This window comes from Streptomyces sp. NPDC031445 (genome assembly GCF_055581365.1).
Genome location: NZ_JBVIJO010000001.1, coordinates 32,177 through 49,272, shown reverse-complemented (window position 1 = coordinate 49,272; position 17,096 = coordinate 32,177). Strand labels below are relative to the sequence as shown.

Genomic DNA, 17,096 nt, shown 5'->3' with positions numbered 1-17,096 from the left:
CCGGCATACCGGCCCAGCAGCACCGACGCTTCCTCGGCCCGCCGAAAGACGTCCAGCGGCGACGAACCCCGTCGTCCTGAAGCCCGCTCAGCGGGCAGCCCCGGCGTCGTCCTCACCGCCGCGGGGCGTGATCCGGTAGTCGAACGCGAGCGTTCCCGGATCGAGGGCGGTCGCGCCGCCGTCCACGGTGAGCACCGCGCCGTTGACGTACGACGCCGCCGGGGACAGCAGCCAGCCGATCGCCTCCGCCACCTCGCGCGGCTCACCCGGGCGCCCCTGCGGCAGCAGCCTCGTGGCCTCCGCGTAGGCCGCCTCGACCCCGTCGCCCGGCAGTTCCGCCTCCGCGGCGAAGCGCGCCATGCGCCGGTCGGCCATCTCGGTGCGCACCCAGCCGGGACACACGATGTTGGCCCGCACCCCCTGGCGGCCGTAGTCGACGGCGACGGAACGGCACAGCTGGAGCAGGGCGGCCTTGGAGGTGGCGTACGGCGCGTTGCTCGTGCCGTTGCGCAGCGCGGACACCGACGCGACGGCGACCACCGCCCCCCGGGACGCCAGCAGGTGCGGGATCGAGGCGCGCAGCAGGAGGAGCGGACCGGTCACGTTGGTGCGCATCACCTCGTCCCAGTCCCGCAGCGACATGTCGCCCACGGCTCCGCCGCGCCCGATGCCCGCGTTGAGCACCAGCCCGTCGAGCCGTCCGTACGCGGCGAGGGCCGCCTGGACCAGCCCCTCGACGGCGTCGGGGTCCCCGACGTCGGACGGGTGCGCCAGCGCGCCCGTCTCCCGCGCGAGCTGCTCCAGGGGTTCGGTCCGGCGCCCGGAGACGACGACCTGGTGACCCGCCTCGGCCAGCAGCCGGGCCGTCGCCCGGCCGATGCCCGAGCCCGCGCCGGTCACGATGACAACGCGCTTGTCTTCCACCGCAGTTCAGGCCCCTTCACCGTGATCACCGAGCGACACCGAGATCGTCAAGCGCGACCGAGCTTAGGACCCGCCGCAGCGGCCGGGGCGACTTCCGGCCAGCGCCCGGTCCGCCGCCGGCGTCCTCGGCGGCACGGCAACCGCCTTCCCTCACTTCTTACTTCATACCTTGACGGAAGTGGTCTGTACCTCTAGTTTTCGCCGGGCGACCACCCCACACCCCAGGAAAGGGCGCCCCCACCATGCCCAGAACCAGGTCCTTCCCCCCGTCCGCTTCCGCCGCGCTGGCGGTCGCCGCTCTCACCCTGTCCACCGGGCTGCTGGCCGCCTCCCCCGCGCAGGCCGCCACCGGCACGATCACCGGCCTGGCCGGCAAGTGCCTCGACGTCGCCGGGGCGAGCTCCGCCGACGGCGCCGCCGTACAGCTCTACGACTGCAACGGCACCAACGCCCAGCAGTGGACGGTCGGCAGCGACGGCACCATCCGCGCCCTCGGCAAGTGCCTCGACGTCACCGGCAACTCCACCGCCGACGGCGCCAAGGCGCAGCTGTGGACCTGTACCGGCGGCGCCAACCAGAAGTGGACCGTCACCGCCGCCCACGACATCGTCAACCCGCAGGCCGACAAGTGCCTGGACGTCACCGACAACAACTCCGCCAACGGCACCCGGACACAGATCTGGAGCTGCACCGGCGCCGCCAACCAGAAGTGGAACGCGCCCGCGGCCGGCGGCGGCAGCACCCCCTCGGCGCCGATGGCGGTGGCCCCCTACCTGTACAACGGCTGGGGCAGCCCGCCCAGCCCGACCACCATCACCCAGGCCACGGGCGTCAAGTGGTTCACGCTCGCCTTCGTGCTGAGCAACGGCTACTGCAACCCCCAGTGGGACGGCAGCCGTCCGCTGACCGGCGGAGTGGACCAGCAGACGGTCAACACCGTGCGGGCGAACGGCGGTGACGTCATCCCGTCCTTCGGCGGCTACAGCGGCAACAAGCTGGAGAGTTCCTGCTCCAGCGCCGGCGAGCTCGCCGCCGCCTACCAGAAGGTCGTCAACGCCTACGGCCTGAAGGCGATCGACATCGACCTGGAGGCCGACGCCTACAGCAACGGCACCGTCCAGCAGCGCACGGTCGACGCACTGAAGACCGTGAAGGCCAACAACCCCGGCCTGAAGGTGTACATCACCATCGGAACCGGGCAGAGCGGTCCCGACACCAGCCTCATCAACCGGGCCGCCGCCTCCGGGCTGACCGCCGACGCCTGGGCCATCATGCCGTTCGACTTCGGCGGCGCGGGCCAGAACATGGGCAACCTGACCGTGCAGGCGGCCGAGGGCCTGAAGAACGCCCTGAAGAACGCCTACCACTACAGCGACGACCAGGCCTACCGGGACATGGGCATCTCGTCCATGAACGGCATCACCGACCAGAACGAGACCGTCACGGTGGCCGACTTCCGCACCATCCTCGGCTACGCCCAGCAGCACCACCTGGCCCGGCTGACCTTCTGGTCCGCCAACCGGGACCGTCCCTGCACCGGCGGGCCCGCCGACAGCTGCTCCGGCGTCAGCCAGAACGCCTGGGACTACACGCGGGTCTTCGCCGGCTACACCGGCTGACCGCCCGGCCCCGGAACCGGCCGCGGGCCCGGCCAGGGCCGGCCCGGGGCTCAAGCGGTGACCTCACGGGAGGCGCTCGACGCGTTCGGCGCCTCCCGTTCCCGCCTGTCCGCCGCCTTCCACTCGGGGGGATCCCGCCCCTCCCGTCATCGCCCGCACCGACGGGACAACAGCACCCGGGGCGGCGCCCGGAGCGGGAAACCCGGTGGAGGAGTCACCCGCGCTGTGCCTAGGGTCGCGGGATGACTGCACGGACCTTCCGCATCACCGTCCGCGGCGCCTTCGACGCCCTCACCGACGACCAGCGCGCCGCCCTGCTCGCCGACGCCGCCGAACACGACGTCCTGCGCGCCGCCTTCACCCCCGAGGGCACCCTCACCTACGACATCGCCGCCCGGCCCGCCTTCGTCTTCCGCTTCTCCGCGACGGGGGAGAAGGAGGAGGACGTCCTGGAGGCGACCGAGCGGGCCGAGGAGGCGGCGAAGTCCTGGCTGGCGGCGCGCGGGTACGGCTACAAGCAGCTGCGGTCGTCCGCGGAGGACCTCTCGCAGGCGCCCCTGGGTGCACGGCAGCGCCGCGCCGCCCGTACGAGCGGCCAGTGACGTCCGCCCTGAACTTGAGCACTCAAGGACAAGGCAAGGGACACGGGAGGGAGCGGGCCATGGGCGAGGGTCTGGACGCGGCGCTGCGCCTGGTACGGGCCCAGTCGGCGCTCGTGCGACGCTTCGACGCCCGGCTCGGCGGCCTGCACGGCGTCAGCCTGGCCGACTTCACCCTGCTGCTGCGGCTGGAGCAGGCGCCCGGCGGCCGGATGCGCCGGGTGGACCTCGCCGAAGCCCTGGGGCTGACCGCCTCGGGCGTGACGCGGGGGCTCGCTCCGCTGGAGCGGATCGGCCTGGTCACCCGGGAGACGGACGCCCGGGACGCGCGCGTGGCGTACGCGGCGCTGACCGGGACGGGCCGGCGCCGGCTGGCGGAGATGCGGACCACGGCGGAGGAGACCGCCGCCGAGGTCTTCGCCGGCCCGGCGTGGCCCGCGGCGGACATCGCCCGCCTCGCGGACCTGCTGACCCGTCTCGGCGGCACGGGCCTGACGGGGCGTTGAGTCCCGGCGCCGTCAGGCCGCGCCGCCCGGTATCCAGCCCTGGCGGCGCAGTACGGCCGACACGTCCGGCGCCCGGTAGTGCTCCCCCTTGAGCACCTTGCCGTCGGCCCGGCGGGCGACCGTCCCGTCCGGGCCCCTCTTGCTCATGTTGGCGCGGTGGATCTCGGCGATCACCTCGTCGAGGTCGATGCCGTGCACCAGAGCCGTGCCGTAGGCCACGTACACCACGTCGGCCAGCTCGTGCGCGAGCCGGTCCAGCGGCCCCTCCACCGCGACCTCGGCGACCTCCGCGGCCTCCTCGGCGAGCAGTTCACCGCGGTGGGCGGCCAGCCCGGGGTCCACCTCCGTCGGCGTGCTGCGGGCGTCGAGACCGAAGGCGCGGTGGAACTCACGGACGAGGACGGCCGGTGACGTGCTCGTGCGGTCGGGGGGCGAAGTGGTCATACGGCGACTGTAACGGCGGCCACTGACAACGCCCTTCGGCCCCCGCGGACCCGGCCGCATCCGCCCCGTGGGCCCCGCAGTGGCCCACGGCCCTGGTCAGTGGCGCGCGTCGCCTGGCAGGATCGCCGCATGTCCAAGGTGTTCCCCCGGCTCGGCAGGCGCCGAGCGCTGCAGGGCGCGGCCGTCGGTGCCGTCGCCCTCGCGCTGCTGCTGTGGTGGCTGCTGCCCTTGGGCGAGAAGCCGCCGAGCGGGACGATCGTGTTCAGCACCGGTACGTCCCGCGGGGTCTACCAGGAGTACGGCGAGCGGCTGCGCACCGAGCTGGGCAGGGACATGCCGGGCCTGAAGGTGAAGCTGCTCACCAGCGCCGGGTCCCAGGAGAACGTCCAGCGGGTGGCGACCGGCAAGGCCGACTTCACCATCGCGGCGGCCGACGCGGTGGCGGCGTACGAGCTGGGGCACGGCAGCGGCGCCGGCCGGCTGCGCGGGGTGGCCCGGCTCTACGACGACTACGTGCACCTCATCGTGCCCCGCGACTCGGACGTCCGGAGCATCGCCGACCTGCGGCACAAGCGGGTGGCGACCGGACTGCCCGATTCCGGTGTGCGGCTGATAGCCGAGCGGGTGCTGCGGGCCGCCGGCATCGACCCGCGCAAGGACATCACGCCGGTCGCGGACGGCATCGACACCGGGCCCGCGCGGCTGCGGGACGGGAAGATCGACGCCTTCTTCTGGTCCGGGGGCCTGCCCACGAAGGGGCTGGCCGCGCTGGCACGGCAGGGCGGGTTCCGGTTCCTGCCGATCGACGACGGCCTCGTCACGCGGCTGCACGGCCAGGGCGAGGGCGCGCGGTACTACCGGACCACCAACATCCCCGAGTCGGCATACCCCAACCTGCAGCAGGGGGTGCAGGTTCCTACGATCGCCGTGTCCAACCTGCTGATGACCCGCACGGACGTGGACCCCCGGCTGACCGAGTGGGTGACCCGTACGGTGATCAAGAGCCGGGACGGCATCGGCGCCCATGTCCACTCCGCCCAGCTCGTCGATCTGCGCACCGCCATCTACACCGACCCACTGCCCTTGCAGGAGGGCGCCCGGCGGTACTACCGGTCGGTCAAGCCGTAAGGGCCTCCCGGCGAAGCGACGGCCGAAGGAAGCCGGCCACGGGAATCCCGGAGCCGGCACCGGCTCGGCGGAGCCTAGGAGACGGGGTCCGCCGCGTCCGGCCCGGTCTCCGCGTGCCGGGGCACACGGACCGTCACCCGCAGCCCCCGCGGCTCGTGGTGGGCGTAGTCGATCGAGCCGCCGCCCGCTCCGAGCAGCGCGCGGGTGATGGACAGCCCGAGGCCCGAGCCCTTCACGTTCTGGTGCCGGCCGCTGCGCCAGAAACGGTCGCCCACACGCGCGAGTTCCTCGTCGGTGAGCCCGGGGCCGGTGTCCGTGACGACGACGGTGCTGGTGTCGCCGTCGGCGGCGACGGTGACCTCGACCGTCCCCTCCTCGGGGGTGAACTTCACCGCGTTGTCGATCACCGCGTCCAGGGCGCTGGACAGGGCGATCGGGTCGGCCCAGCCGGTGGTGGGCGGGCAGTCGCCGGTCAGCCGGACGCCCTTGGTCCGGGCGGCCGGTGCCCAGGCGGCCACCCGCTCCTCGGCCAGGGCGCCGATGTCGGTCAGCACGAGGTCGGCCTCGGCGTGCTCGGCCAGCGCCAGGTCGAGCAGGTCGTCCAGGACCTGCGCGAGGCGCTTGCCCTCGGTGCGGACCGAGGCGATCTCCTCGTTGCCCTCGGGCAGTTCGAGGGCGAGCAGCTCGATGCGCAGCAGCAGCGCCGCGAGCGGGTTGCGCAGCTGGTGCGAGGCGTCGGCGACGAAGGCGCGCTGCTGCTCCAGCACCGCCTGGACGTTGTCCGCCATCTCGTTGAACGAGCGGGCCAGCCGTCTGAGTTCCGGCGGCCCGCCGGCGACCGCGACCCGGGACTTCAGGCGCCCGGTGGCGATGTCGTGGGTGGTGGCGTCCAGGACCCGGACCGGGCGGAGCACCCACCCGGTCAGCCTCAGCGCGGCGCCGACGGCGAGCAGCATGGCCGCGATCTCGCCTGCCCCGATGAACAGCCAGCCGCGCAGGATCCGCGAACGCAGCTGTCCGGTTGGCGAGTCGGTGACCACGACCGCGACGACGTCCCCGTCCCGGATCACCGGTGAGGCGACGACGAGCCAACCGCGCTGCCAGGGCCACACCTGCCGCGGGTCGTGGCTGCGCCGGCTGAGCAGCGCCTCGTCGAACGCCCTGCGGACCTCACCCGTCCGCGGTACGAACCAGTCGCCGGGGGCGTTGGCCATCGCGGAACCGTTGCGGTAGAAGACACCGGCGCGGATGCCGTAGACGCCGTAGTAGCTCTCCAGTTCGCTGCGCAGGGTCTCCCCGCGCTCGTCCCTGGCGGTGCGGTGGGGTCCGCTGGGCCCGTCGGTGACGAACTGGGCGAGCGCCGCGAAGCGTGCGGTGTCGTCTATCCGGTCGACGACGACCCGCTGCTGCTGCGCGGCGGCCACGCTGCCGGCGAGCGGGACGCCGAGCGCGAGCAGGACGGCCGCCAGCAGGACGATGAGCAGCGGCAGGAGGCGTGTGCGCACCCGTCCCCGCTAGGCGGCCGGGGCGACGAGCCGGTAGCCGACGCCGCGTACGGTCTCGATCAGCGCGGGCATCCGCAACTTGGAGCGCAGGGAGGCGACGTGCACCTCCAGGGTGCGGCCGGTCCCCTCCCAGCTGGTGCGCCAGACCTCGCTGATGATCTGTTCGCGCCGGAAGACCACGCCGGGCCGCTGGGCGAGCAGGGCGAGCAGGTCGAACTCCTTGCGGGTCAGCTGGACGACCGAACCGTCCACGCTGACCTGGCGGGTGGGCAGTTCGATCCGGACCGGGCCGAGGAGCAGCGCGCCCTCGCCACCGGTCGCCGGGTCCTCGTGAGCGGTGCGCCGGCTGACGGCGTGGATCCGGGCGAGCAGTTCCCCGGTGTCGTACGGCTTCACGACGTAGTCGTCGGCGCCCAGGTTGAGCCCGTGGATGCGGGAACGGACGTCGGAGCGCGCGGTGACCATGATCACCGGGGTGCTGGTGCGCTTGCGGATCTTGCCGCAGACCTCGTAGCCGTCCTGGTCGGGCAGGCCGAGGTCGAGCAGGACGACACCGAATCCGTCGACCTCGGGGACGAGCGCCCGCAGCGCTTCCTCGCCGCTGCGCGCGTGGGTGACCTGGAATCCGTGCTTCGCGAGAACGGCGGACAGCGCCGCGGCGACGTGGTTGTCGTCCTCGACGAGGAGCAGTCTCATCCCGGCCCCCTCCGGTTCAGCGGTCGTACGGTCTCGGTTCGCGTCGCGCGCGTAGATCACGCGCACCCGCGCGTGCACCATGGCAGTGACGCTGATGGACAAGGACGGCGTCAAGAGGCTTCCGGTTGCCCGTCGCTTCCGTTATCCGGCCGATACGCGCACCGGCGACAAGTGCTACGACATGTGTCCGATTGCTATCGGATCGTGATGCTCAGATCTCCCTCAGATGTGATGACGCAGGTCACAGCGCCTCACTACTGTCCTCGGAAACCCGAGGAGGACGGAGCCTGAGAGCGATGACCAATGTATCGGTGGCCAAGGAAGATGTGGTCACGTCCGACGAACTGGTCGTCCTGAGGAGCGTCAACAAGCACTTCGGCGCGTTGCACGTGCTCCAGGACATCGACCTGACGATCGCCCGCGGTGAGGTCGTCGTGGTCATCGGGCCCTCCGGGTCCGGGAAGTCGACCCTGTGCCGCACCATCAACCGCCTGGAGACGATCGACTCGGGCACGATCACGATCGACGGCAGGCCGCTGCCGCACGAGGGCCGCGAGCTGGCGCGGCTGCGGGCGGACGTGGGCATGGTGTTCCAGTCGTTCAACCTCTTCGCGCACAAGACCGTGCTCGAGAACGTGATGCTGGGTCAGCTCAAGGTCCGCAAGGCCGACAAGAAGCAGGCCGAGGAGAAGGCCCGGGCGCTGCTGGACCGGGTCGGCGTGGGCACGCAGGCCGACAAGTACCCCGCCCAGCTCTCCGGCGGCCAGCAGCAGCGGGTGGCGATCGCGCGGGCACTGGCCATGGACCCGAAGGTCATGCTGTTCGACGAGCCGACGTCCGCCCTCGACCCCGAGATGATCAATGAGGTCCTGGAGGTCATGCAGCAGCTCGCGCGCGAGGGCATGACGATGATCGTGGTCACCCACGAGATGGGCTTCGCTCGATCGGCCGCGAACCGGGTGGTCTTCATGGCGGACGGCCGGATCGTCGAACAGGCCACGCCCGACCAGTTCTTCAGCAACCCGCGCAGCGACCGGGCCAAGGACTTCCTGTCCAAGATCCTGCACCACTGACGGCACCGCCGGACCGCCCGCACCGCCCGCCCGGCCGCTCCCGCCGTACGGCCGCCCCGGTCCGCGCCACCCCTGCCTCAGGGACTCGTTCCTCACCACTCAGAAGGATGTTCACCATGAAGCTCCGCAAGGTCACCGCCGCCTCGGCCGTCCTCCTCGCCCTCTCCGTGGCCGCCACCGCCTGCGGCGGCGACGACAAGAAGGACGACAACGGCTCCTCCGGCGGCGGCAAGAAGATCACCGTCGGCATCAAGTTCGACCAGCCGGGCATCGGCCAGAAGACCCCGCAGGGCTACTCGGGCTTCGACGTCGACGTGGCCACCTATGTCGCCAAGAAGCTCGGTTACAGCGCGGACCAGATCGAATGGAAGGAGTCGAAGAGCGCGGACCGCGAGACCATGCTGCAGCGCGGTGACGTCCAGTTCATCGCCGCCTCCTACTCGATCACGCCGGAGCGTCAGCAGAAGGTCGACTTCGCCGGCCCGTACCTGCTGGCCCACCAGGACGTGCTGCTGCGCGCGGACGAGAACACCATCAAGTCGCCGGCGGACCTGAACAACAAGAAGCTGTGTTCGGTGGCCGGCTCCACCTCGGCGCAGAACGTCAAGAAGACGCTGGCCCCGAAGGCGAACCTCCAGACGTACCCGACCTACTCGGCGTGTCTGTCCGGTCTGCAGAGCGGGGCCATCGACGCCCTGACCACGGACGACTCGATCCTCGCCGGTTACGCCTCCCAGTCCCAGTTCAAGGGCAAGTTCAAGCTGGGCGGCTTCAAGATGACCAACGAGAACTACGGCATCGGCGTCAAGAAGGGCAGCGACCTCAAGGCCAAGATCAACAAGGCGCTCGAGGACATGGTCTCCGACGGTTCCTGGGATGCTGCCGTGAAGAAGAACTTCGGCCCGGCGAACTACAAGAACGAGCCCGCCCCGAAGATCGGCGACATCAAGAGCTGAGGCAATGCCCGCCGGTGCGCCGCCCCTGACGGCGGCGCACCGGGGCATCCCTACACGCGGAAGCGCGGGAGATCGTGTTCGACTTTCTTGGACGTTACGACGTACTGGGCGCCTTCTGGACGACCGTGCAGCTCACGTTGCTGTCGGCCGTCGGCTCCCTGGTCTGGGGCACCCTGCTGGCCGGTATGCGGGTGGGCCCGGTGCCGCTGATGCGCGGCTTCGGCACCGCCTACGTGAACATCGTGCGGAACATCCCGCTCACGGTGATCATCCTGTTCTCCTCGCTCGGCCTCAGCAACACGCTGGGCGTCACGCTCGGTGCGGACGACTTCCAGGTCCGCGGGTTCCGGCTGGCCGTGCTCGGTCTGATCCTCTACACCTCGGCCTTCGTCTGCGAGGCGATCCGCTCCGGCATCAACACCGTGCCGGTCGGCCAGGCCGAGGCCGCGCGTGCCATCGGTCTGAGCTTCACCCAGGTGCTCGGCCTGATCGTGCTGCCGCAGGCGTTCCGCGCGGCCATCGGCCCGCTGACCAACGTGCTGATCGCGCTGACGAAGAACACGACGGTGGCCGCCGCGATCGGTGTGGCGGAAGCCGCGTTCCTGATGAAGGAAATGATCGAGAACGAGGCGGAACTGCTGGTGATCTCGGCAGTCATCGCCTTCGGGTTCGTGTGCCTGACCCTGCCGACCGGGCTGATCCTCGGCTGGGTGGGCAAGAAGATGGCGGTGAAGCGATGACCTCCGTTCTGTACGACGCCCAGGGGCCCCGCGCCAAGCGGCGCAACGTCCTGTACACGGCCGTCTTCCTGGTGGTCCTCGCGGCCCTCGTCTGGTGGGTGTACAAGGCGCTCGACGACAAGGACCAGCTGGCCTGGGCCCTGTGGAAGCCCTTCTTCAGCAGCACCGAGGCGTACTCGACGTACATCTGGCCCGGTCTGCGGAACACCCTGAAGGCAGCGGCGCTGGCCATGGTCATCGCGCTTCCGCTGGGTGCCGTCCTCGGCATAGCGCGGCTCTCGGACCACGTGTGGGTGCGGGTCCCGGCCGCGGTCGTGGTCGAGTTCTTCCGCGCCATCCCGGTGCTGGTCCTGATGATCTTCGGGCTCGCGCTCTTCGCCCAGTACACCGACGTCAGCTCGGACGACCGTCCGTTCTACGCGGTCGTCACCGGTCTGGTGCTGTACAACGCGTCGGTGCTCGCCGAGATCGTCCGCGCGGGAATCCTCGCCCTGCCGAAGGGCCAGTCCGAGGCGGCCATGGCCATCGGTCTGCGCAAGAACCAGGTGATGCGGCTCGTCCTGCTGCCGCAGGCGGTCACCACGATGCTCCCGGCGATCGTCAGCCAGCTGGTGGTCATCGTGAAGGACACCGCGCTCGGCGGTGCGGTGCTCACCTTCCCGGAACTGCTGGCCTCGGCCAACACGATGGCCGGCTACTACGGCAACACCATCGCCTCCCTGGCCGTCGTGGGCGTCATCTTCGTGATCGTCAACTTCTCGCTGACCTCGTTCGCGAGCTGGCTGGAGGGCCGGCTGCGGCGCGGCAAGAAGTCGACCGGGGCGGTGCTCGGCGCCCAGGACGTGGCGGACATCGCGGGCACGGCGGCCGGAGCCGACCCGGCCGGCGCCGCCGCGGGCGTCGGCGACGTCGACGGCGCGAGGAAGTGACGACCAGTCAGGTGGCATGACTCCGTCCGGAGGCAGTGGCATGATCGCCACTGCCTCCGTTCGCTTGACGCAAACTCTGCCAATGGGTTGCATACGTTGTGTGATCGTGCACCCCGCTTCACCTTCCTGTTCACTTGTCTCCGTCAAGGCATCGCCGCGAGCAGGGGGCGCCACACCGTGGACCCGGTGATCATCGTCGGAGCGGGGCCCGTCGGGCTCACGCTCGCCCTGGCGCTGGCGCGTCAGCAGGTGCCGTCCGTCGTGCTGGACGAGGGCGCCGGCAAGGAGGAGCCCCGTCCGGCGCGCACCGTCGTCCTGCGCGACGACACGACCGCCCTGCTGGAGCGCCTGACCGGGGCGGCGCTCACGGAGCACGGTGTGCGCTGGGCCGGCTGGCGGTCCGTCAGGCGCAAGCAGGTGATGAGCGAGATCACCTTCGCCGAGACGGAACCCGCGCCCCTGCACATCGCCCAGCACGTGCTCACGGGCCTGCTGCGCGGTGCCATCGCGGCCGAGCCCCTGGTGAAGACGGCGGTGGACAGCCGCCTGGACGCGATCGAGCAGGAGCGTTCCGGCATCACCGCGCGCACCCGTGGCGCCCAGGGCACCTGGTGGCGCGGCAGTTACCTGGTCGGCTGCGACGGTGCCCGCTCGACCGTGCGCAAACTCCAGGACATCCGCTTCCCGGGCCGTACGGCGGTGGAGCGGCACGCGGTCGCCGCGCTGCGCACGGAACTTCCGTGGGCGGGTCACGCGTTGCTCCATCGGATGCCGCCGTGGCGGTCGTCCGGGCCCTCGGCCGGGGAGGTGACCGCCCGCCCCCTCCCGGACGGCGTGTGGCGCCTGGACTGGCTGCTGCCGCCGGGCAAGGACCTGGTCACCCCCGAGATCCTGCTGGCCCGGATCCACGAGACCCTCACGGGCTGGACGGGCAGCCCCACACCGGCGTACGAACTGCTCGACACCGGCGTCCACACGGTGCACCACCGCCTCGCCCGCCGGTGGCGCGCCGGCCGGGTCTTCGTCGCCGGGGACGCGGCCCACCTGCTCGGCGCGCTCGGCACCCAGGGGCTCGACGAGGGCCTCAGGGACGCCGACAACCTCGCCTGGAAGCTGGCCACGGCCTGGCACCACGGCCCGCACGAGGCCCTGCTGGACAGCTACCAGACCGAGCGGCGCGCCCAGGTCTCCGCCCGGCTGCGCGCCGCCGACCAGGCCCTGCCGGTGCTGCGCGGCGGGGGCGCGCTGCGTCACATCGTCCCAGGCTCGGCCCGCAACCACGACGCGCTGCTCACCGACGGCCACCTGGGCCGCGGTCCGCTGGGCGGGTCCGGCACGTACGCCGGCTCACCGCTCGCACCCCGAGGTCTGGAAGGGGAGATCCCGGTCGGCACCCCGCCCGGCGCGCCGGTCACCGACGTCCGGGTCACGGCGGAGGACGGGGCCTTCGTCCAGCTGCGCGACCGGCTCGGCCGCGGCGCGCTGCTCGTCGTGCTCATCGCGCCCGGCACGGGTGTCTGGGACCGCAAGCACTGGATGTCCGCCGGGGTGATGCCACGGCTCGCGGCGGCCGTGACCGCGCTGCCGCACCCCGCCGAACTCCTGGTGGCCGAGAGCTACCCGGGGGCGCCGGCGCACAGCGTGCTGCTCGTCCGCCCCGACGGCCACCTGGTCACCGCCCTGAGCGGGGTCCGTCCGGCCGACCTGTACGCGGCGGCCGAGGCCACGGTGGGGGGCGCGGCGCGGGCACGGGAGACACAGCAGGAGGAGAAGGAGAGGGAGAGGGACGGGCACGAGGAGAAGAGGGCGGCGGAGGCCGGCTCGAGCGCACGCTGACGGCGGATTCGCCCGTACGCCGGCGGCGGTCGGCGGTGTACGGCTCCCGCGCGCCGACCGTGCTCCGCGACCCGCTCCCGCACGCGCCCGCCGCACCCCTCGCACCCCCGTCCACAAGATGACACCCGGTTGACCGCGGAGCGGCGGCAATGCTGTACTCCGGATCGTGACCGACACCTGTGTGCGCCTGTGGCGGAGGGTCCATGTGGACCTCATCCGCTATGCGGGCTGCGTGTGTCGCCCGTCCTGCTGAATTCGCACCCTCACCCCCCTTCTCCGGGCGCCGTCGCGCGCCCGTTCCGCGAACGCTCCTCAGGACGGTGCACGTGTCTGTCCCCTCCCCCTCCCCTTCCCTGCCCGCGTCCGTGTCCCCTGCCGCCGGACCGGCGCCCACCCAGGCGGAACTCCTGGACTTCGTCCGGCGTACGGCGGCCGACGCCGAGCTGATCGCCTCGCTGCCGCTCGACCCCGAGGGCCGCACCTGGGTGCGGCTCCAGGGCCCCGGCGGCAGCGAGGCCTGGCTCATCGGCTGGCCTCCCGGTACCGGCACCGGCTGGCACGACCACGCCGACTCGGTCGGCGCCTTCCTCACCGCTTCGGGCGAACTCACCGAGAACTCCCTCGCCGCCCGGCTGCCCACCGACGGCTGGAAGACCCTGGAGCTCACCGCGGGGGTGGACCGCGTACGCCGGCTGCCCGCCGGGCAGGGCCGTGCCTTCGGCCGCCACCATGTGCACGAGGTGCTCAACGAGTCCCGCGAGCGACACGCGGTCTCCGTCCACGCCTACTACCCGCCGCTGCCCCGGATCCGTCGTTACAGTCGCACGGGCCAGGTGCTGCGCCTGGAGCAGGTCGAGCGCCCGGAGGACTGGCAGTGAGCGGCACGATCGAACAGCCGACGGCCGCTGGGACGGCCTCCGAGCGGCCGCTCGGCATCGACGAGTGGCTGGAGCGCGTGCGTGCCGGCTACCGGCGCGTCGAGGCACGGGAGGCGTATGAGGCGGCGCGGTCCGGCGACGCGCTCCTGGTCGACATCCGGTACGCCGCCCTGCGCGACCGGGACGGGCTCATCCCGGGCGCCGTCGTGGTCGAGCGCAACGAACTGGAGTGGCGACTCGACCCCCAGGGCAGCCACCGACTCCCCGAGGCCACCGGCCACGACCTGCGGGTCGTGGTGATCTGCAACGAGGGCTACGCCTCCAGCCTCGCCGCCGCCTCCCTCCACCAGCTGGGTCTGCACCGGGCGACGGACCTGGTGGGCGGCTTCCAGGCGTGGCGCGCGCAGGGCCTGCCGGTGAACCCGGCCACGGCCTGACCGGCACCGGATGCCGTGCCGGCACGGACCGCACGACCGGGACGGGGCGCCCTGCCCGAGGCGGGGCGCCCTGACCGGGACCGGGTCCCCTGACCGGGACCGGGGGTCCTGGCGGGGCCTTGACGCCCTGGTCCGGCCTTGACGCCCTGGCCGAGGCCGGGCGCCCTGCCCGCGACTGGCGCCTGACCGGACCGGAAGCCCTGACCTGCACCGACTGGAAGCCCTGACCTGCACCGACCGGAAACCCATAGGCACGAGGGGCCGGTCCTACTCCTTCGCCGTGGCCACGGTCACCGCCCGCACCCGGAGCGCCGCCCGTCCCGGTACGGCACTGGCGACGAGTGCGAGGAGGCCTGCGACCGCGACGACGCCCAAGTAGAGCAGCGGGGTGACCGTCGGTGCGGCCCGGCCCGTCATGCCGACGCTGAACGCGGTGAGCACGGCGAGGGCGATTCCGCTGCCGACCGATGTGGCGAGGAGCAGGACGGACAGCGCCTCGGTACGCAGCATGCGCAGCACCTGGCGGCGCGTCGCGCCGGCGAGACGGAGCAGTGCGAACTCCCGGACACGCTCGGCGACCGACATGGCGAGCGTGTTCACGACGGCGATGGCGGTGAAGGCCAGGACGAGTCCCATGGCCAGGTAGTTGACCTCGGCGTTCGCCTGCTGCCGATCGGCCTGGAGGGCGTCGGCGGCGGCCGGCGAAAGAATTCTCACGCCCGGGAACTCACGGAGCGTAGTCGCGAGTTGTGTCTGTGTACGGGTCGTGCGGACGAGGACGGAGGAGGCGAGCGGATTGTCCACGTGGTGGGCCACGAGGTCGTGGGCGAGGGTGAGGTCGCCGAAGCCGAGACCCCGGGCGTAGACGGCGGCGACGGTCAGCGTGGCGGGCGTGCCGTCGCCGAGCGCGAGTCTCAGAGTGCTTCCCGGCGTCAGATGCTGCTGCTCGGCGGCCAGTTCGCTGACGGCGACGGTGCCGGGGCCGAGCCGGTCCAGGGAGCCGGCGGTCACCTTGGGGTCCCAGGTGCGGGTCAGACCCGCCGGGGTGACGCCCTGCGCGGGGTACTTGTCGAGGCCGACGCGGACTGTCGTACGGACCACCTCGGTGACGGTGTCGTGCCCCGCGCGCAGTCGCTCGGCGGCCTCGCCGGGAACACCGGGGCCCTGGGCGGCGACGACCCAGTCGGCCCGGACGCCCTCGCGGACCTGGGCGCGGGCGGCGTCGCCGAGGGTGTCCTGGACGAACAGGACGGTGCAGGTCATGCCGACGAGCAGGGTGAGGGGGGTGACGACGGAGGCCATGCGGGCGGCGTTGCCGCGCAGGTTGGCGGTGGCCAGCCTGCCGCCGTGACCGGTGAGCCGGAGCGGGCCGGCCAGCAGCAGCGCGGCGGCCTTGACCAGGAGGGGACCGAGCAGGGCGACGGAGGCGGACAGGACGATGACGGCGAGGAAGGTCACGGGGGTCGAGGCGGGCTCGGTGCGCAGGGAGGCGAGGACGACGACGAGGACGACCCCGCCGGCGAGGAGCAACAGACCGGCGGCGATGCGGCCCCAGGCCGGCCGGGTGCGCTCGGTCCTGGCCTCGGCCAGGGCCTCGGCCGGGCGGATCCGGGCGATCCTGCGGGAGGCGATCCGGGCCGCCGCCCAGGCTCCGAGGAGGGCGGCGGCGAGAGCGGCGAGCGGCGGGAAGACGCTGACGGTGTGGTCGAGCGTGTCGGGTACGGCGCCCAGGGCGACGAACCTCCCGTACAGCCAGCCGCCGAGCGGCAGTCCGAGCAGGGCGCCGGCCGTGCCCGCCGCAGCGCCGACGATCAGCGCCTCCCCGCCGAGCAGCTTGCGGATCTGCCCGGATGTGGCGGCGATGGCCCGCAGCAGGGCGAGTTCGCGGTGGCGCTGCTGGACGGTGAGCGCGAAGGTGCCGACGACCACGAGCACCGCCACCAGCAGCGAGGTGCCGCCCATGGCCCCGCCCATGCTGACCAGCCGGGTACGGGCCGCGGCCGCGTCGAGGAACTCCACGGGCCCGCGGGCGTCCCCGGCGCTGACCTGTGCCGTGGTGCCGTGCAGCGCCCGCGCCACGCTCCGGCGCACCCGCTCGGGGTCCGCCCCCTTCGCCGGCAGCACACCGAACGCGGTGACCTCTCCGGGGTGCGCGGCCAGCCTGCGGGCCTCACCTGAGGAGAAGAACAGGGACGTCTGGTGGCGTACGGCGGTGGCCGGGATGGCGATACCGGTGACCCGGTAGGTGCGCGGGGCCTGGGTGGACTGCACGGTGAGCCGGTCGCCGGGCCGCAGCCGGTTCCGCGCGGCGAGATCGCCGTCGATGACGACGTCGCCGGCGGCCCGCGGGGCACCGCCCGCTGTCAGCCGGTACGGGGTCAGCGCGGCGGAGTCCCAGGCATGGCCGTAGGCGGTACGGCCACCGGTGCCGGCCGGGGTCGACGGCTGGGCGGGGAAGGTGAGTTCGGGGACGACCCGGGCCACCCCTGGGGTGTGGGCGAGGGTGCCGCGCAGACGTTCGGGCAGCCAGGCACGCTCGGCGAGGGGCTTCGCCTTGTGCTTGACCTTGGTCTTGCCCTTCTTGTGCTTGACGGTGGTCCGGTGCACGTACTGGTCGGCGGAGACCACGACGGGAGCGGCGGTGTAGCGCTCGGTCCGGATGGTGCCGCGCAGGCCGGTGTCCAGGAGGGTGCCGCACGCGGTGATCAGAGCGGCCGCGCACAGCAGGGCCAGGAAGGCGCCGAGGAAGCCCGCCTTGCGGGCGCGGACCGACTGCAGGGCGTAACGCAGCATCATGGGACGGGCTCTCTTCTGTTGTACGCATCC

17 protein-coding genes are annotated in these 17,096 nt (G+C 72.4%); 12 read left to right on the top strand and 5 right to left on the bottom strand.

What is annotated here, in order from left to right; genetic code table 11:
• Nucleotides 1-87 precede the first annotated feature (87 nt).
• Complete coding sequence (locus tag ACZ5DC_RS00210; RefSeq protein ID WP_468647806.1) at nucleotides 88-924, bottom strand: SDR family NAD(P)-dependent oxidoreductase; 837 nt, start codon at nucleotides 922-924, stop codon at nucleotides 88-90.
• 242 nt (nucleotides 925-1,166) lie between these two features.
• Between ACZ5DC_RS00210 and ACZ5DC_RS00205 the strand changes: the two genes are divergently transcribed.
• From ACZ5DC_RS00205 to ACZ5DC_RS00195, 3 genes are all read left to right on the top strand, one after another.
• Complete coding sequence (locus ACZ5DC_RS00205) at nucleotides 1,167-2,543, top strand: lectin (protein ID WP_468647804.1); 1,377 nt, start codon at nucleotides 1,167-1,169, stop codon at nucleotides 2,541-2,543.
• Nucleotides 2,544-2,785: 242 nt separating this feature from the next.
• Nucleotides 2,786-3,145, top strand: a complete 360-nt coding sequence (locus tag ACZ5DC_RS00200) for a DUF6204 family protein (protein ID WP_468647802.1) — start codon at nucleotides 2,786-2,788, stop codon at nucleotides 3,143-3,145.
• Between the two features lie 59 nt (nucleotides 3,146-3,204).
• Nucleotides 3,205-3,648: a MarR family winged helix-turn-helix transcriptional regulator gene (locus tag ACZ5DC_RS00195; RefSeq protein ID WP_366765679.1), complete on the top strand. Its 444-nt coding sequence runs from the start codon at nucleotides 3,205-3,207 to the stop codon at nucleotides 3,646-3,648.
• Between the two features lie 12 nt (nucleotides 3,649-3,660).
• Here ACZ5DC_RS00195 and ACZ5DC_RS00190 read toward each other — a convergent pair whose 3' ends face one another.
• Nucleotides 3,661-4,092, bottom strand: a complete 432-nt coding sequence (locus ACZ5DC_RS00190; RefSeq protein WP_468647800.1) for a pyrophosphohydrolase domain-containing protein — start codon at nucleotides 4,090-4,092, stop codon at nucleotides 3,661-3,663.
• A 129-nt stretch (nucleotides 4,093-4,221) separates the two neighbouring features.
• Between ACZ5DC_RS00190 and ACZ5DC_RS00185 the strand changes: the two genes are divergently transcribed.
• Nucleotides 4,222-5,220: a TAXI family TRAP transporter solute-binding subunit gene (locus ACZ5DC_RS00185; RefSeq protein WP_366748396.1), complete on the top strand. Its 999-nt coding sequence runs from the start codon at nucleotides 4,222-4,224 to the stop codon at nucleotides 5,218-5,220.
• 74 nt (nucleotides 5,221-5,294) lie between these two features.
• On the opposite strand, the gene ACZ5DC_RS00180 is transcribed toward ACZ5DC_RS00185, so the two are convergent.
• The gene (locus tag ACZ5DC_RS00180; protein ID WP_468647797.1) at nucleotides 5,295-6,725 is read right to left on the bottom strand and encodes a sensor histidine kinase; all 1,431 of its coding nucleotides are present in this window, start codon (nucleotides 6,723-6,725) and stop codon (nucleotides 5,295-5,297) included.
• A 9-nt stretch (nucleotides 6,726-6,734) separates the two neighbouring features.
• On the bottom strand, nucleotides 6,735-7,421 hold the full coding sequence (locus ACZ5DC_RS00175) for a response regulator transcription factor (RefSeq protein WP_468647795.1): 687 nt from the start codon (nucleotides 7,419-7,421) through the stop codon (nucleotides 6,735-6,737).
• Between the two features lie 296 nt (nucleotides 7,422-7,717).
• Here ACZ5DC_RS00175 and ACZ5DC_RS00170 point away from each other — a divergent pair, with 296 nt between their 5' ends.
• From ACZ5DC_RS00170 to ACZ5DC_RS00135, 8 genes are all read left to right on the top strand, one after another.
• Entirely contained in the window at nucleotides 7,718-8,494 is a 777-nt protein-coding gene (locus ACZ5DC_RS00170; protein WP_366748398.1) for an amino acid ABC transporter ATP-binding protein, read from the top strand.
• Between the two features lie 116 nt (nucleotides 8,495-8,610).
• Nucleotides 8,611-9,450 (top strand): glutamate ABC transporter substrate-binding protein, encoded by an 840-nt coding sequence (locus ACZ5DC_RS00165; protein WP_468647792.1) that lies wholly within the window; start codon nucleotides 8,611-8,613, stop codon nucleotides 9,448-9,450.
• A 74-nt stretch (nucleotides 9,451-9,524) separates the two neighbouring features.
• Nucleotides 9,525-10,190 carry an amino acid ABC transporter permease gene (locus ACZ5DC_RS00160; protein WP_366748400.1) on the top strand — a complete coding sequence of 222 codons (666 nt, stop codon included), beginning with the start codon at nucleotides 9,525-9,527 and terminating at the stop codon, nucleotides 10,188-10,190.
• Nucleotides 10,187-11,119 carry an amino acid ABC transporter permease gene (locus tag ACZ5DC_RS00155; protein ID WP_468647790.1) on the top strand — a complete coding sequence of 311 codons (933 nt, stop codon included), beginning with the start codon at nucleotides 10,187-10,189 and terminating at the stop codon, nucleotides 11,117-11,119. Before ACZ5DC_RS00160 ends, ACZ5DC_RS00155 begins: the two co-directional genes overlap by 4 nt.
• 177 nt (nucleotides 11,120-11,296) lie before the next feature.
• On the top strand, nucleotides 11,297-12,955 hold the full coding sequence (locus ACZ5DC_RS00150) for an FAD-dependent monooxygenase (protein ID WP_468647788.1): 1,659 nt from the start codon (nucleotides 11,297-11,299) through the stop codon (nucleotides 12,953-12,955).
• 166 nt (nucleotides 12,956-13,121) lie between these two features.
• A complete protein-coding gene (locus ACZ5DC_RS00145; protein ID WP_381281530.1) occupies nucleotides 13,122-13,208 on the top strand; it encodes a putative leader peptide in 87 nt (28 codons plus the stop codon).
• Nucleotides 13,209-13,281: 73 nt separating this feature from the next.
• Nucleotides 13,282-13,833 carry a cupin domain-containing protein gene (locus tag ACZ5DC_RS00140; RefSeq protein ID WP_366748403.1) on the top strand — a complete coding sequence of 184 codons (552 nt, stop codon included), beginning with the start codon at nucleotides 13,282-13,284 and terminating at the stop codon, nucleotides 13,831-13,833.
• Entirely contained in the window at nucleotides 13,830-14,270 is a 441-nt protein-coding gene (locus ACZ5DC_RS00135; protein WP_468647785.1) for a rhodanese-like domain-containing protein, read from the top strand. Before ACZ5DC_RS00140 ends, ACZ5DC_RS00135 begins: the two co-directional genes overlap by 4 nt.
• Nucleotides 14,271-14,537: 267 nt before the next feature.
• On the opposite strand, the gene ACZ5DC_RS00130 is transcribed toward ACZ5DC_RS00135, so the two are convergent.
• A complete protein-coding gene (locus tag ACZ5DC_RS00130; protein ID WP_468647783.1) occupies nucleotides 14,538-17,066 on the bottom strand; it encodes an ABC transporter permease in 2,529 nt (842 codons plus the stop codon).
• Nucleotides 17,067-17,096 lie beyond the last annotated feature (30 nt).

Bases quoted from the DNA above. Each gene is read 5' to 3' on its own strand.
- ACZ5DC_RS00205 (WP_468647804.1), top strand. From the start codon at position 1,167: ATGCCCAGAACCAGGTCCTTCCCCCCGTCCGCTTCCGCCGCGCTGGCG.
- ACZ5DC_RS00200 (WP_468647802.1), top strand. From the start codon at position 2,786: ATGACTGCACGGACCTTCCGCATCACCGTCCGCGGCGCCTTCGACGCC.
- ACZ5DC_RS00195 (WP_366765679.1), top strand. From the start codon at position 3,205: ATGGGCGAGGGTCTGGACGCGGCGCTGCGCCTGGTACGGGCCCAGTCG.
- ACZ5DC_RS00190 (WP_468647800.1), bottom strand. From the start codon at position 4,092: ATGACCACTTCGCCCCCCGACCGCACGAGCACGTCACCGGCCGTCCTC.
- ACZ5DC_RS00185 (WP_366748396.1), top strand. From the start codon at position 4,222: ATGTCCAAGGTGTTCCCCCGGCTCGGCAGGCGCCGAGCGCTGCAGGGC.
- ACZ5DC_RS00175 (WP_468647795.1), bottom strand. From the start codon at position 7,421: ATGAGACTGCTCCTCGTCGAGGACGACAACCACGTCGCCGCGGCGCTG.
- ACZ5DC_RS00170 (WP_366748398.1), top strand. From the start codon at position 7,718: ATGACCAATGTATCGGTGGCCAAGGAAGATGTGGTCACGTCCGACGAA.
- ACZ5DC_RS00165 (WP_468647792.1), top strand. From the start codon at position 8,611: ATGAAGCTCCGCAAGGTCACCGCCGCCTCGGCCGTCCTCCTCGCCCTC.
- ACZ5DC_RS00155 (WP_468647790.1), top strand. From the start codon at position 10,187: ATGACCTCCGTTCTGTACGACGCCCAGGGGCCCCGCGCCAAGCGGCGC.
- ACZ5DC_RS00130 (WP_468647783.1), bottom strand. From the start codon at position 17,066: ATGATGCTGCGTTACGCCCTGCAGTCGGTCCGCGCCCGCAAGGCGGGC.